Genomic DNA, 13995 nt, shown 5'->3' with positions numbered 1-13995 from the left:
CGGCTGCAGCACTATCGCCACGCAGCCAGGCAGGCTGTCGAGCAGGTGAGGTATTTAGGGCATGCCAAGGGCTTTATCCGCATCTTTGCGATCGTGCGCCGCCCACGCGGCGCATCGCCATATTTGCCGCAGAGGCTTCAACGCCCTTGGGCGCACCGCCATACCCGCGCGATATCGTTTGCCCGGGCCTGCAACAAGTGCGCGGCGTCGGCGCACGCCTGCTCCAGGGTCATCGGCCCGCTGGCCAGGGCAAAGGCCGCATCGATGCCATGCGCATACAACTGCTGATAGCCGTCGCCCAACGTGCCCGCCAGCACCACCACCGGCACCCCGTGGCGCTTGGCGACCCGGGCCACGCCCATCGGGGTCTTGCCCCGCAGGGTCTGGGCATCGAAGCGGCCCTCACCTGTGATCACAAGGTCGGCGCCTTGTACCAGCGCATCGAGGCCGGCCAGCTCCGCGACCACTTCCACGCCTGGGCGGAACTGCGCCTGCATGAAGGCCTTGGCAGCGAAGCCCATGCCGCCGGCCGCGCCACATCCTGGCAGTGCTCTCACGTCTTGACCGAGCAGCTGCGCACAATGGTCGGCAAAGTGGCTCAGCGCTTTGTCCAGGGCCTGGACCTGCTCGGGGCTGGCGCCCTTTTGTGGCCCGAAGATCGCCGAAGCACCATTGGGCCCGCACAGGGGGTTGTCGACGTCAGCCGCCACGTCGACCTGAACCTGCGCCAGGCGTGGGTCAAAGCCACTGGCATCGATGCGTGCCAGCCCGGCCAGGGCCAGGCCGCCGTCTGCCAGTGGCTGGCCGTCGGCGTCCAGCAAGCGCAGGCCCAAGGCCCGCAGCATGCCGCTGCCGCCATCGTTGGTCGCACTGCCACCAATCGCCAGGACGATGCGCTGTGCCCCTGCGCTGAGTGCAGCGTCGATCAGCTCGCCGGTACCCCAGGTGCAGCTGCGGCAGGCATCGCGCTGCGCACTCGGCAGCAGCTGGATACCACTGGCCTGGGCCATCTCGATGATTGCCGTGCGGCTGTCGGCCAGCCAGCCCCAGCTGGCCTGCACGCGCTGGCCCAGTGGCCCGCGAACGGTTTGCCGGCGCAGCTCGCCGTGGCTGGCAGCGACAATCGCCTGCATGGTGCCTTCGCCACCATCGGCCATGGGGCACTCGAGCAACTCGGCGGTCGGCAGCGCTTCGGCCAGGCCGGCGGCAATGGCACGGGCGACACCGGCAGCATCGAGGCTGTCCTTGAACGAGTCGGGGGCGATGACGATTTTCATGGGGATTCTCCTGTCCAGATAGCCGCATGCTGACAGTTGTCTGGCGTGCGGGCCTCGGTCGGATGCACAAATGGCCGGTAGCTTGTTTGGGCAAATGCCTTTTTGCCCCGCTCAAGCCGCTGGCAACAGCTGCAACCCCAGGTACAGGCTCAACATGCCCTCCAGACGCAGCGGATCGACCTCGCCCAGCTCGGCAATGCGTTCCAGGCGGTAGCGCAGGCTGTTGCGGTGGATGCCAAGGGCATCGGCGCAGGCTTGGCTCTGGCCATCATGCGCACACCACGCGCGCAAGGTGGCGAGCAATTGCCCGCTGGCATCCTTGGCGCCAATGCGGCGCAGCGGCTCAAGCAGCTCATCCAGCGCGTCTTCATTACGATGGCGCCACAGCAAAGCCGGCAGACGGTAACGCGCAAGACTCAACAGTTTCTCGCCCGGCAACACTTCGCGGCCATAGGCGAGCAGATCATGGACCCGCCGGTAACCGCGGCGCAACTGCTCAAGGCTCTGTGCCGGGCTGCCCAGCGCCAGGCGCTCGATCTGCCAGCCGCTGCGCTGCACGCGCTCGAACAGGCGCTGATCGTCCAGCACGACACCGGCCGGGCGGCACCATAGCAAGGAATCGCGCGCCGGGCTCACGCACCAACTGTCCGGGTAACGGCTCATCAACCAGGCGGCCAAGGCCTCGGCCGCCGGGCCGGCGCTCAGTTCGAACAAGCACGGCACCCGCGGCAATTGCGGTTTCAGGCCCAATTGCTGCGCTTCGTCCAGCAGCCGCGGCGAGTCGCCGGTGCCACCGAGCAGCAACGCCAGCAGGTCGTCACAACGCTGGCGCCGCCATTGCTGTTCAACCTGCAAGTGGCGCTGAGCCAAGAGCATTTCGGCGGTCATGCGCACCAGTTCGCCGTAGGTGCGCAGCTGCTGCGGCTCACCGGTCAACCCCAGCACCCCGATCAGCCGCCCATCGAGCATCAGCGGTAAATTCACTCCCGGTTGTACACCTTTGAGGCACTTGGCGGCCTCTGCATCGAGCTCAACGATTCGGCCGTTGGCCAATACCAGTTGCGCGCCCTCGTGGCGGGTATTGATGCGCTCCGGTTCGCCACTGCCCAGGATCAGCCCCTGGCTGTCCATGACATTGACATTGCACGGCAGAATGGCCATTGCCCGATCGACAATATCCTGCGCCAGGTCATGGTCCAGTTCGAACATTCGATGATCCTTGAGGGTGTTAGGCTTTGTTCGTGAGCACAGCGCCGTGCCCAGATGGCTGTGCAAAAGCACAAAGACAGCTGCGTCGCACTGCCCGAGACTCATCAGGGCGAGCGCCGGCACAGGCGACGCGGCGACAACCATAACAATAGAGAACCCGATCATGGCACACAGCCCTGCCCCTGACCAAGGCACAGACATCACCCGCAACGCGCTTTACCGGCGCATCACCCTGCGGCTGATTCCGTTCATTTTCATCTGCTACCTGTTCAACTACCTCGACCGCGTCAATGTCGGCTTCGCCAAGCTGCAAATGCTCGACGCGCTCAAATTCAGCGAAACCGTCTACGGCTTAGGTGCCGGGATCTTCTTCATCGGCTATGTGCTCTGTGGCCTGCCAAGCAACCTGGCGCTCAACCGCTTCGGCCCGCGGCGCTGGATTGCGGCGATGATGATCGCCTGGGGCAGTCTCTCGACCTGCCTGCTGTTCGTCACCACCCCGACCGAGTTCTACACCCTGCGCTTGCTGACCGGCGCTGCTGAAGCAGGCTTCTTTCCGGGTGTGGTGCTGTACCTCTCGCGCTGGTTCCCGGCGGACCGCCGTGGCCGGATCATGGCCTTGTTCATGTCGGCGATCCCTGTATCGGGCCTGCTCGGCGGGCCTTTCTCCGGCTGGATTCTCGAACACTTCGCCACGGGCCAGCATGGCCTGGCAGGCTGGCAGTGGATGTTCCTGATACAGGGCCTGCCAACCGTGGCGCTGGGTTTCCTGGCCATTGGCATGCTCAGCGATGGTTACCACAAAGCCGCCTGGCTGAGCCCCGCCGAACGCCAGCTGATCGAGGCCGACTTGAAGGCAGATGCCGCCAGCAAACCCGTCGCCAATGGCGACGGTGTGCTCGCCGTGCTGACCAACCCATTGATCTGGACCTTCGGCTTCGTTTATTTCTGCATTCAGAGCGGTGTCTACGCGATCAACTTCTGGCTGCCGTCGATCATCAAGAACATGGGCTTCGACAACCCGCTGCTGATCGGCTGGCTGAGCGCCATTCCGTACCTGCTGGCGGGTGTGTTCATGATCCTCTGTGGCCGCTCGGCGGACCTGCGCAACGAACGGCGCTGGCACCTGGTGGTCCCGATGCTGATGGGCGCTGTCGGTTTGCTGATTGCGGTCAACTTTGCCGCCACACCGGCCATCGCCATCCTGGGCCTGTCGATCGCCACCATGGGGGCCCTCACCGGCCTGCCGATGTTCTGGCCGATGCCCACCGCACTGCTCAGCGCCAGTGCCGCGGTCGCGGGCCTGGCGATCATCAACTCGGTGGGGCAGATGGCCGGGTTCCTCAGCCCGTACTGGGTTGGCTTCATCAAGGACCAGACCGGTTCGACCGACGCCGCTTTGTATTCACTGGCAGCACTGATCGTGCTGGGGAGCCTCGTGGCGCTGCGGGTGACGCGCGGCAGTGCCCTGGCGACGGCCCGGGCCCATTGACGGCAAGGCGGCTGCCGCAGGGGCGTGTGTCGCCGGGAAGCGACTCGGCGCTTCCGGTCGTCAGGTCGACGCATCACCCTCCCGTCCGAGGCGTCAAATGATCCCAAAGGCCCCCTTTGGAGACTCCCATGACCGCCTACGCCGTGGCCCGCCTCGACCAGCTGGACCCCAACCGCCCCCTGCGGGTACAGGCCGGGAGCGAAGAAGTGATCCTGATCCGCAGCGCCGGGCAGGTCCGCGCCTACCAGGCCTATTGCCCGCACGCCGGCGCGCCGCTGGATGAAGGCGTGGTGTGCGACGGCCTGCTGGTCTGCCCCTGGCACAAGGCTGCTTTCGCCATCGACGAGGGTGTGGTCTGCGAGCCCCCGGCGTTGGCAGACCTGCGCCGCTACCGCGCCTGGGTCAAGGATGGCGATGTCTGGGTCGATGACCAGCCTCTGCCGCAACCCGAGCCACCGCGCCACAGCGATGCGCGCTGCTTCGTCGTCATCGGCGCCGGTGCCGCAGGCTCGGCGGCAGTTGCCACGCTGCTGGCCCATGGGTTCGGCGGGCGCCTGGTGTGGCTCGACCAGGAACGGCAACCGGCGTATGACCGGACCGCGCTGAGCAAATTCGTGATTGCCGGCGAAATGCCGCCGGACGAGGTGCCGGCGCTGCTTGACGCTGACCAGTTGCGCACCGGCCAACTGGAACGGCGCTCGGCCAAGGTGCGCCTGCTGGATGCCAAAAAGCGCCAGATCATCCTCGCTGACGGCCAACGCATCGATTATGACGCAGCATTATTGGCCACCGGCGGCAAGCCAAAACGCCCAGACCTGCCCGGTGCAGGCCTGGCGGGCATCCTCACGCTGCGCTCGCGCGAAGATGCAGCGCGCCTGCTCGATGCCGCCGAACCCGGCCAGCCCGTGGTGATCGTCGGTGACGGTTTCATCGGCCTGGAGGCCGCATCGGCACTGTGCGCATACGGCGCACAGGTCCACGTGGTCACCCGCCACGAAGTTCCGTTACGCACGCCGTTGGGGGAGCGCATCGGCCGCTCCATTCGCGCGCTGCATGAGGGCAAGGGCGTGGTGTTTCATGGCCCGACCGAGGTCGAACGCTTCGTCGGTACGCAGCACGTCGAAGCCGTGCAGCTGAGCAGCGGTGAGACCCTCGACACGTCACTGGTCTTGCTCGGTACCGGCGTCACCCCGGCCACTGCCTTCGTGCAGGGCGTGCAATTGGCCGAAGACCGGTCCATTTCAGCGGACGCCCACTTGCAGGCCGCCGATCGGCTATGGGTTGCCGGCGATATCGCGACCTTCCCCCTCACCGGCCGCCCGGTGCGCATCGAGCATTGGCGCCTGGCTCAGCAACACGGTGTCATCGCGGCTGCCAACATGCTGGGCGAGCAGCGCCGGTATGACGACGTGCCGTTCTTCTGGACCTATCAGCATGGGCTCACTTATGAAGTACTGGGGCATGCGCGCGACTGGGACCGCATCGAATTTGTCGGGCAGCCGGAACAAGGCGACTTCATTGCCTTGCAATGTGCAGGTGAGCAGGTGCAAGCGGTGATCGCCAGGGGCTATTCCGATGCCATGGCGCAGTTGTCCCAGCGCATGAAGCGGTCACTGAGCCTGGCGCAGGCGCTTGAGTTGATCGGTTGAACGCTTTCGCCACGGGCCAGCCTGGCTGCCGAGCCTGCAAAAATCAGCTATGGTTTTCCCCACCTCCAATAACAAGAATTTCGTGGAGCGCCCATGGCCGCGCACACCGCCTCACCCCCCGCCAGTGAGCTGGCTGCGTTCGTCGATTGCCATTTCGCCGAACGCGGCCTGATGCCAGAACCTGTTATCGCCGAGTCCTGGTACCGCAGCATCAACCAGCATCACCTGGACCCTGAACTGCGGCATGTCGACAACATACTTAGTGCAACCGAAATCCGCCTGCACCAAGCCCAGCATGAGGCCTACCTGGCCATCGCCAGCCAGGGTGTCAGCGGCCTGGCGCGGCGGGTGGTGGATGCAGGCTTCGCCGTGCTGCTCAGCGACGCCGAGGGTATTACCCTCGATGCCCGCTTGCCGCCCGACCCGCAACGCTATACGCGCTCGGGGCTGATCGTTGGCGCGCGCTGGGACGAGTCGGTAGCCGGCACCAACGGCATCGGCACCGCGCTGGCGTGCGGCCAGGCCTTGACCATCCACCGTCAAGAGCACTTCCTGGCCGCCAACGCGCGCCTGAGCTGCTCGGTGTCGCCGATCTTCGATGCCCACAATCGATTGCTCGGTTGCCTCAATGCCACCTGCCTGTACAACGATGGCCCCAAGCAAGCACAGCACCTGACCTTGCAACTGGTGACCCTCTACGCCCGGCTGATCGAGAACAGCCATTTCCGCGAACGCTACCGCGACCGCCTGACCCTGGCGCTGAAACCGCGTGACGAGTTCTCGGACCTGGCGGCCGAGCAGTTGCTGGCGCTGGATGAGGGTGGCCGGGTGATCGGAGCCAATCGGGCAGCCTTCCTGGCGTATGGCGGCACGTTACTAGGGGCGCCTGTCGAACAGCTGTTGCACGCTGATATCGACCAATTGCTTGAGCTCACCCGTGGCGGCGCCCGCGGTACCCAGTTGCGTGGCCCGGCTCAGCCGCTTTTACTGGACGTGGGCCTGCGCGTCCCGGCAGGCTACCGCCCGCTGCGGGCTGCACCGCCGATGCCAGCGCGGGCTGGCCACCCCGGCCTCGATCAGTTGGCCGGCCAGGACGCGCAACTGCAACAAGGCGTGCGCCGGCTGCGCAAGGTGCTGGACAAGGACATCGCCATCCTCCTCAACGGCGAAACCGGTACTGGCAAGGAGGCGTTCGCCCGCGCCCTGCACCAGGCCAGCCAGCGCCATGCCAAGCCGTTCGTGGCGCTCAATTGCGCGGCGATACCCGAGTCTTTGATCGAAAGCGAACTGTTCGGCTACCGCGCTGGCAGTTTCACCGGTGCCAGCCGCAAAGGCATGAAAGGCAAGCTGGAGCACGCCAATGGCGGCACGCTGTTTCTCGATGAGATCGGTGACATGCCTGCACACCTGCAAACGCGGCTGCTGCGAGTGCTGGCCGAACGTGAACTGGTACCGCTGGGGGCCGAAACACCGGTGCCGCTGGATATCCAGGTGATATCGGCGACGCACCAGGACCTGCAGGCCATGATTGGCGAGAAGCGCTTTCGCGAGGACCTTTACTATCGCCTGTGCGGGATGCGCATGCGGTTGCCGGCCCTGCGTGAACGCAGCGACCGCCGCGAGCTGATCGATACACTGCTGTGTAGCGTGTCGGCGGGGTCGCGTTTGCGTTTGAGCACAGAGGCGCATCGTTGCCTGCTGGAGCATGCGTGGCCGGGAAATGTGCGCCAACTGCTCAACGCATTGCGCCAGGCGGTGGCGCTGGCCGAAGGCGGGGTGATCGAGCTGGCCGACTTGCCCCAGGAGTTGCTGGACAGCCCAGCGCTGGCGCCGCCTGGGGCGCTCGAGCAGCGGGTGGAAGACCTTCAGGTGCAGCACTTGTTGGAGGTTTTGAAGCGTGAGCGCTGGAACATGAGTGCAGCGGCGCAGGCGTTGGGCATTTCGCGCTCGACGCTGTACCGGAAGATGAAGCGCTACGGGATCGTGCAGCCGAACCTGATGGTGTGACCGGTGCGGCCCATCGCCGGCAAGCCGGCTCCCACCTGGATTGCGCCGGCTTCTAGAAATGGGTAAGACCGTTGCTTTCGCAGGTAAAGCGCAGGCCAGAAGAACTGCTCGGTCGGGGTGGGAGCCGGCTTGCCGGCGATGGGCTGCGCAGCAGCCCCCATAGCAGAGCTGTAATAGCCCGAGCGCGCTCGACGGGACCAGCGAGCATTTGCGCCGGCTTTGCAGCCCGTCGCCAACCCCTACTCAGCTGGCTGGCGACAGCGAGATGCCGTGATCGCTCACCCCTGGATATACACCACCTGCGTACGCGTGTACTCATACAACCCGTGCTTGCCATCCGCCCCGCCGATGCCGGACTTGCGCGCACCGGCGTGGAAGCCCTGCATGGCTTCGAAGTTCTCACGGTTGATGTAGGTCTCGCCAAAGTCGATCTCGCGGCAGGCCTTCAGCGCGGCATTGAGGTCACGGGTATAGAGTGACGAAGTCAGCCCGTACTCGCTGTCATTGGCCAAGGCAATCGCCTCGTCCAGATCATCGACCACCTGGATCGGCAATACCGGTCCGAAAATCTCCTTGCGCATGATCTCCATGTCCGCCGTACACCCGGCCAGCACGGTCGGCTGGTAATGGAAACCGGCGCCGAGGTCGGCCACCTGCCCCCCGGTCACCACCTGCGCGCCCTGCCCTACAGCCGTGCGCACCATCTGCGCCACCTTGTCGAGGCCGGCCTGGCTGATCAGCGGCCCCATGTCCAGGTCGGCCTGGCGCGAGGGGTCGCCATAACGGGTGGCCGCCATGGCTTGGCCTACCTTGTCGACGAAGGCGTCGGCCACCTTGCGCTGCACATACACGCGTTCGGCACAGTTGCAGACCTGGCCAGTGTTGATCACGCGCGAGGCCACGATGGCTTTCACCGCCAGTTCCAGGTCGGCATCAGCCAGCACGATCGCCGGCGCCTTGCCGCCCAGCTCGAGGTTGAGCTTGGTAATGTTCGGTGCCGCCGCAGCCATGATCCGTGCACCAGTCGCAACGCTGCCGGTGAAGCTCACCAGATCGACACCGGCGTGGCTCGACAGGTCGTGACCAACGCTCGCCCCTTTGCCACCGACCACGTTGAATACCCCCGCAGGCAGGTCTGTCTCGGCCACCAACTGGGCGAACGCGTAGCAATTGATGGGCGTTTCCTCACTGGGCTTGACCACGATGGTATTGCCGGTGAGCAGCGCCGGCGCCATCTTGCGTGCGATGAGGAAGAACGGGAAATTCCACGGCAGAATCCCCGCCACCACGCCCAATGGCTTGCGCATCAGGAAGATGTGTTCGTGGGCGCGGTCGCTGCTCAGTACCTCGCCTTCCAGGCGCCGCGCCCATTCAGCCATGTAGTCCAGGTAGTCAGCGGTAAAGCTGACCTCGACCTGGGCCAACGCCGGCACCTTGCCGCCCTCTTGGGTAATGATCCGCGCCAGGCGGTCGGCATTGGCCCGCACCTTGTTGGCGATCTGGCGCAAGTAGCCTGCCCGTTCGATGGCTGTCTTCGCCGCCCAGCCCTTTTGCGCCTTGCGCGCCGCGGCAATGGCGCGCTCCACCTGTTCAGCCGGGGTTTCCGGCACCCGGCCGAGCAACTGAGCGTTGGCCGGGTTGTACACCTCGATCAGCGCCTCGCTGGGCACGAACGTGTTGTCGATGAAGTTCTGGTAGGTCGTGTCAGTCATGCTTGGGTCACTCCTGTGGTGTGTTGTCGGCCAGGGGCGGCTGGGCGACGGGCTTAGCGCTGAAGCGCTGCCATGCATCGCCTTCGGCCTTCAGGTCATGGGCGCGTTTGATCAGGTACTGGTGCACCTGCTCGACCTGCTCGGGGTTGAGGTTGTCGGCGAACGAAGGCATGCCATCGGGGACCCGGCCGCCATAGAGGATGCCAAGGAACATCTGGTGCTTTTCGGCAGTGAGCTTGCGCAAGTCGGGGAGCACGCCGCCACTGACGGCGTGAATACCGTGGCACTGCGAGCAGTTGCCGTCATACAGCGCTGCCCCGGCAGCGACCGTCTGCGCATCGGCGCTCAGCGCGGGCGGCTCCGGTGCATCGGCCGGTGGAGCCGGCTCGCGCAGCTTGGCGGTACCGCCGATCTTGTAGGTCAGCACCTGGGCGAACGGCTGCACCCCGGCGCGCAGCGACAGCGCCCCGGCAAAGGTGGAGAACGCCCCCCCCCAGCCGGCCATGAACGTCACGTACTGCTCGCCGTCCACCGAATAGGTGATCGGCGCTGCCATCACCCCACTGGCGGCGGGCGACTCCCAGAGCTTTTTGCCTGAATCGGCGGCATAGGCGATCACCCGGCCATCGGCGCTGCCTTCGAACACCAGGTTGCCGCCAGTGCTCAGTGTGCCGCCGTTGAAGATGGTGATGTACGGTACTTCCCACGCTGGCGCTTGCTTGACCGGGTCCCAGGCGATCAGCTTGCCCGACCAGCTCTTGGCCATGTCCAGCAGGCCTTCAGCGCCTTCGGGCATCATGCCGGTACGCAGCCCCAGCTGGTAAACGCTCTTGAACGGGTTGCGCTTGGGCGCCTCGGGGATGTGTTCGTAGTAGGCCGACATGATATGCGCCGGGATGTACACCAGGCCCGTGTCGGGGTTGTAGGACATCGGGTGCCAATCGTGGGCGCCCCAGAACGCCGGCGTCACCAGCTTGCGCTTGCCGTCCTTCCAGTAGGCCGCTGCCTCATCGTCGAGGATCGGCCGCCCGGTTTTCATGTCGATACCCTTGGCCCAGTTGACCGGCACGATGTTCTTCGCCGACAGCAGCTCGCCGGTGGCACGGTCCAGCACGTAGAAAAAGCCGTTTTTCGGGGCTTGCATCAGCACTTTGCGTGGTTTGCCGTCAATTGGCAGCTCGGCCAGGATCATGTGCTGGGTGGCGGTGAAATCCCAGGCATCGCCTGGCGTGGTCTGGTAGTGCCAGGCGTATTCGCCGGTGTCAGCGTTGACCGCGACGATCGAGGACAGGAACAGGTTGTCGCCCTTGGCCTGGCTGCGCCATTTCGGGTCCCACATCGAGCCATTGCCCACGCCGATATATAACAGGTTGAGTTCCGGGTCGTAGGCGAACGAGTCCCAGGCGGTACCTCCGCCGCCCCACTCGACATAAGCGTCGCCGTGCCAGGTCTTGCTGGCGATTGCCATGGCTTTGTTCTCGGGCGGCAGCTTGGGGTCGCCCGGTACGGTGAAGAAGCGCCAGGCCTGTTTGCCGGTTTCGGCGTCGTACGCCGTCACGTACCCGCGCACACCGAATTCGGCGCCGCCATTGCCAATGATCACCTTGCCATTGACCACGCGCGGTGCCCCGGTGATGGTGTAGCTGCGCTTGGTGTCATCGCGGGTGTCCACCGACCACACGCGCTTGCCGGTCTTGGCATCGATCGCCTCCAGGCGGCCATCGAGCACGCCAACGTAGACCTTGCCCTGCCACACCGCCACCCCGCGGTTGACCGCGTCACAGCAGGCTTCACCGGCGCGGTGGCGGTCGGACTGCGGGTCGTACTTCCACAGCAGTGCGCCATTGCGCGCGTCCAGGGCGTATACCACCGAGAACGGCCCGGTGGTGTACATCACCCCGTCAACCACGATCGGTGTCGCTTCCACACCACGGTCAAGGTCTAGCTTGTAACTCCAGGCAAGACCGAGCTGGTTGACATTGTCCTGGTTGATCGCCTTGAGCGGGCTGTAGCGCTGCTCGTCATAGGTTCGGCCGTGGCTCATCCAGTTGCCGGGTTCCTTGTCGGCGTCGATGATGCGCTGGCCGTCGACTTCGGCGGCTAAAGCAGGTGCGCTGCACGCCAGGCTCAAGGCCAGGCAGCTCAGCAAATGCGGCAGAGGCCGACGGTGTGGGCCTGTTCGATTCATGCTCGGTTCTCCGTTCTTGTTATGGACACCGCATCAGGCGTCGGTAACACGCAGAGCAACGGCCGTGCCACTGATAGCACGCGCTCGCCAAACCTCCATGCCAGAGCGGTTCTGCACTGCCCTGCAGGGAAACACCAGGCCAGTGCCACTGGCGCAGCGATGAAACAATTGCTGCAGGCATGACACAGGTGTGCCAGCCGTTCGCCGGCCCAAAAGGTGCCGAGTTGCATGAACAAAAACCATTGGGGAGCCCGCAGCCGGGGTGCCGGTCCCCCCATTCCCCAATCATCCCGGTATCGTGCGCGCCATTGGTTTTTCACCTTCGGAGCGGCAATGAAACTCTTCCAACCCTTGCAGATCGGCCCACTGACGTTGCCCAACCGCGTGTTCATGGCGCCCCTCACCCGCCTGCGTAGCCGGGAGCCTGGTGATGTACCCACCCAGATGATGGCCGAGTACTACGCCCAGCGTGCCAGTGCCGGCCTGATCATCACCGAGGCTACGCAAATCTCCTTCCAGGCCAAGGGTTACTCGGGCTCGCCAGGCATTCACAGCGCCGAGCAGATCGCCGCCTGGCGCCTGGTCAACGAAGGCATTCATGCTGCAGGCGGCCACAGCGCCGTGCAGGTCTGGCACACCGGCCGTGTTTCGCACACGTCCTTGCAGCCTGGTGGCCAGGCACCTGTGGCGCCCAGCGCCCTGGCTGCCAATGCCCGTACCACGTTGCGGGACGAACAAGGCAACCTGGTACGCACCGAGACCTCTGCACCGCGTGCGCTGAGCGAGGAAGAAATCGCCGGCATCGTCGCCGATTTCGGCCAGGCCGCGGTCAATGCTCGCGAAGCCGACTTCGACTTCATCGAATTGCATGCCGCCCACGGCTACCTTTTGCATCAGTTCCTCACCCCCAGCGCCAACCAGCGCGAGGACCGTTATGGCGGCAGTGTCGAGAACCGCGCCCGTATCGTGCTCGAAGCGGTGGATGCCGCCATTGCCGGCTGGAGCGCCGAGCGCGTGGGTATCCGCATTTTCCCGTTGGGTGGCTTCAATGGCGTGGACAATGGCGAAGATCAAGAGGCCGCAGGGCTGTACCTGATCAAGGAACTGGCCAAGCGCAACCTGGCCTACCTGCACCTGTCCGAGCCGGACTGGGCGGGTGGCAAGCCGCTGCGCGATAGCTTCCGTGAGGCTATCCGGGCGGCTTACCCAGGCGTGATCATTGCCGCAGGCGCCTATACCGCCGAGAAAGGCGAAGACCTGATCGGGCGTGGATTGATCGACGCCGTGGCGTTCGGCCGCAGCTTCATCGCCAACCCGGACCTGGTGGAACGCCTGCTGATCAAGGCGCCACTGAATGAACATCGGCCACAGTTCGACTATGCGAACGGGCCGCAGGGGTATACGGATTACCCGTTCCTGCAACAGGCTTGATGGCATGACCGGCCCCGCATCTACGGATCAGACGCCGTAGAGGAAGCCGGGATGAACCCGGCTTCAGGGGCCTGACGTGCGCAATCATTGTTCCCAGGGCACGCCCTGCTCCCAGCTCGCCACCAGCAGATCGATGAACCCGCGTACGCGCGGCGACAGGTGGCGTTTGCTGGGGTACACCACCCGAATGGGATCCGCCGGCGGCCTGTAGGCGTGCAGCACTTCTACCAGGGTGCCGGCGCGAAGGTCCTCCCCGGTGATGTAGGTGGGCAGGTGAATCAGCCCGAACCCTGCCCGTGCACCATCGAGCATGGCTTCGGAACTGTCGATATTGAGCCGCCCCGGCTCCTCGCACAGGTGCAGGCCCTCCTGGGTGTGAAAGCGCCAGGGCATGGATTTTTCACCTGTCAGGAAGGCGATCTTGTCGTGCCCGTAAAGGTCTGCCGGCACCTGCGGCACCCCGTGCCGGCGCAGATAATCGGGCGAAGCGCAGGTGACGAACTGCTGCCAGGCCACAGTGCGTGTGAGCAGCTGTGAGTCTTCCTTGGGTGCACCGATCCGCACGGCCACGTCAATGCCCTCCTCGACCAGGTCGACGAACCGGTCGGTAAAGCGGATTTCGGCACGCAGTTCCGGCCATTGCTTGAGGTAAGCATCGAGCACCGGCAGCACATGGCGCTGGCCCAACGATAACGGCGCGGTCAGGCGCAGTGTGCCGCTGGGCTTGCCGCGCCGCTGGGCCATGGTGGTTTCCACCTCGTCCAGGTCATCCAGAATCTGCCGCCAGCGCTCATACGCCACCAAACCCTCATCGGTCAGGCTCAATTTGCGCGTGGTACGGTTGAGCAGGCGTACCGCCATGCGCGCCTCCAGCCGCGCGATGCTCTTGCCCACGGCTGAACGGGTCAGCCCCAGGCTCGCCGCTGCAGCGGTAAAGCTGCCCGCCTTCGCGGCACTGACGAAAGCGGTGATGTCGCCGAAGCGGTTGGGTTCCATGTCCGGTACCTGCAGAGACTCAAGACCCGCTTAG

At 65.0% G+C, this 13995-nt stretch carries 9 protein-coding genes; 4 read left to right on the top strand and 5 right to left on the bottom strand.

Going from position 1 to position 13995, the window contains the following annotated elements:
- Positions 1–137: 137 nt before the first annotated feature.
- Entirely contained in the window at positions 138–1277 is a 1140-nt protein-coding gene (locus tag ACIPZH_RS13425) for a glycerate kinase (protein WP_400636434.1), read from the bottom strand.
- Positions 1278–1388: 111 nt separating this feature from the next.
- A complete protein-coding gene (locus ACIPZH_RS13420) occupies positions 1389–2486 on the bottom strand; it encodes a sugar diacid recognition domain-containing protein (RefSeq protein WP_400636433.1) in 1098 nt (365 codons plus the stop codon).
- A gap of 163 nt (positions 2487–2649) precedes the next feature.
- Between ACIPZH_RS13420 and ACIPZH_RS13415 the strand changes: the two genes are divergently transcribed.
- From ACIPZH_RS13415 to ACIPZH_RS13405, 3 genes are all read left to right on the top strand, one after another.
- Positions 2650–3978, top strand: coding sequence for an MFS transporter (locus ACIPZH_RS13415; RefSeq protein ID WP_400636432.1), 1329 nt, complete (start codon positions 2650–2652; stop codon positions 3976–3978).
- A gap of 128 nt (positions 3979–4106) precedes the next feature.
- A complete protein-coding gene (locus tag ACIPZH_RS13410) occupies positions 4107–5627 on the top strand; it encodes an FAD-dependent oxidoreductase (RefSeq protein ID WP_400636431.1) in 1521 nt (506 codons plus the stop codon).
- 93 nt (positions 5628–5720) lie between these two features.
- Positions 5721–7634, top strand: coding sequence for a sigma-54-dependent Fis family transcriptional regulator (locus ACIPZH_RS13405; RefSeq protein WP_400636430.1), 1914 nt, complete (start codon positions 5721–5723; stop codon positions 7632–7634).
- Between the two features lie 278 nt (positions 7635–7912).
- Here ACIPZH_RS13405 and aldA read toward each other — a convergent pair whose 3' ends face one another.
- The gene (aldA, locus tag ACIPZH_RS13400; protein WP_400636429.1) at positions 7913–9346 is read right to left on the bottom strand and encodes an aldehyde dehydrogenase; all 1434 of its coding nucleotides are present in this window, start codon (positions 9344–9346) and stop codon (positions 7913–7915) included.
- A 7-nt stretch (positions 9347–9353) separates the two neighbouring features.
- Complete coding sequence (locus ACIPZH_RS13395) at positions 9354–11534, bottom strand: PQQ-dependent dehydrogenase, methanol/ethanol family (protein WP_400636428.1); 2181 nt, start codon at positions 11532–11534, stop codon at positions 9354–9356.
- Positions 11535–11867: 333 nt separating this feature from the next.
- On the opposite strand from ACIPZH_RS13395, the gene ACIPZH_RS13390 reads away from it, so the two are divergent.
- On the top strand, positions 11868–12965 hold the full coding sequence (locus ACIPZH_RS13390; protein WP_241803468.1) for an alkene reductase: 1098 nt from the start codon (positions 11868–11870) through the stop codon (positions 12963–12965).
- Between the two features lie 84 nt (positions 12966–13049).
- Here ACIPZH_RS13390 and ACIPZH_RS13385 read toward each other — a convergent pair whose 3' ends face one another.
- The gene (locus ACIPZH_RS13385) at positions 13050–13961 is read right to left on the bottom strand and encodes a LysR substrate-binding domain-containing protein (protein ID WP_400636427.1); all 912 of its coding nucleotides are present in this window, start codon (positions 13959–13961) and stop codon (positions 13050–13052) included.
- Positions 13962–13995 lie beyond the last annotated feature (34 nt).

Source organism: Pseudomonas sp. NPDC089758, from assembly GCF_044748705.1.
In the GTDB taxonomy this organism is placed as follows: Bacteria; Pseudomonadota; Gammaproteobacteria; order Pseudomonadales; family Pseudomonadaceae; genus Aquipseudomonas; species Aquipseudomonas putida_X.
Note: the sequence above shows the minus strand (reverse complement) of the source record. Positions and strands in the feature narration are given on the sequence as shown.

What these genes read in the sequence shown, in the direction of transcription:
- ACIPZH_RS13425 (WP_400636434.1), bottom strand. Translation starts at nt 1,277, where the DNA reads ATGAAAATCGTCATCGCCCCCGACTCGTTCAAGGACAGCCTCGATGCT.
- ACIPZH_RS13420 (WP_400636433.1), bottom strand. Translation starts at nt 2,486, where the DNA reads ATGTTCGAACTGGACCATGACCTGGCGCAGGATATTGTCGATCGGGCA.
- ACIPZH_RS13415 (WP_400636432.1), top strand. Translation starts at nt 2,650, where the DNA reads ATGGCACACAGCCCTGCCCCTGACCAAGGCACAGACATCACCCGCAAC.
- ACIPZH_RS13410 (WP_400636431.1), top strand. Translation starts at nt 4,107, where the DNA reads ATGACCGCCTACGCCGTGGCCCGCCTCGACCAGCTGGACCCCAACCGC.
- ACIPZH_RS13405 (WP_400636430.1), top strand. Translation starts at nt 5,721, where the DNA reads ATGGCCGCGCACACCGCCTCACCCCCCGCCAGTGAGCTGGCTGCGTTC.
- aldA (WP_400636429.1), bottom strand. Translation starts at nt 9,346, where the DNA reads ATGACTGACACGACCTACCAGAACTTCATCGACAACACGTTCGTGCCC.
- ACIPZH_RS13395 (WP_400636428.1), bottom strand. Translation starts at nt 11,534, where the DNA reads ATGAATCGAACAGGCCCACACCGTCGGCCTCTGCCGCATTTGCTGAGC.
- ACIPZH_RS13390 (WP_241803468.1), top strand. Translation starts at nt 11,868, where the DNA reads ATGAAACTCTTCCAACCCTTGCAGATCGGCCCACTGACGTTGCCCAAC.
- ACIPZH_RS13385 (WP_400636427.1), bottom strand. Translation starts at nt 13,961, where the DNA reads ATGGAACCCAACCGCTTCGGCGACATCACCGCTTTCGTCAGTGCCGCG.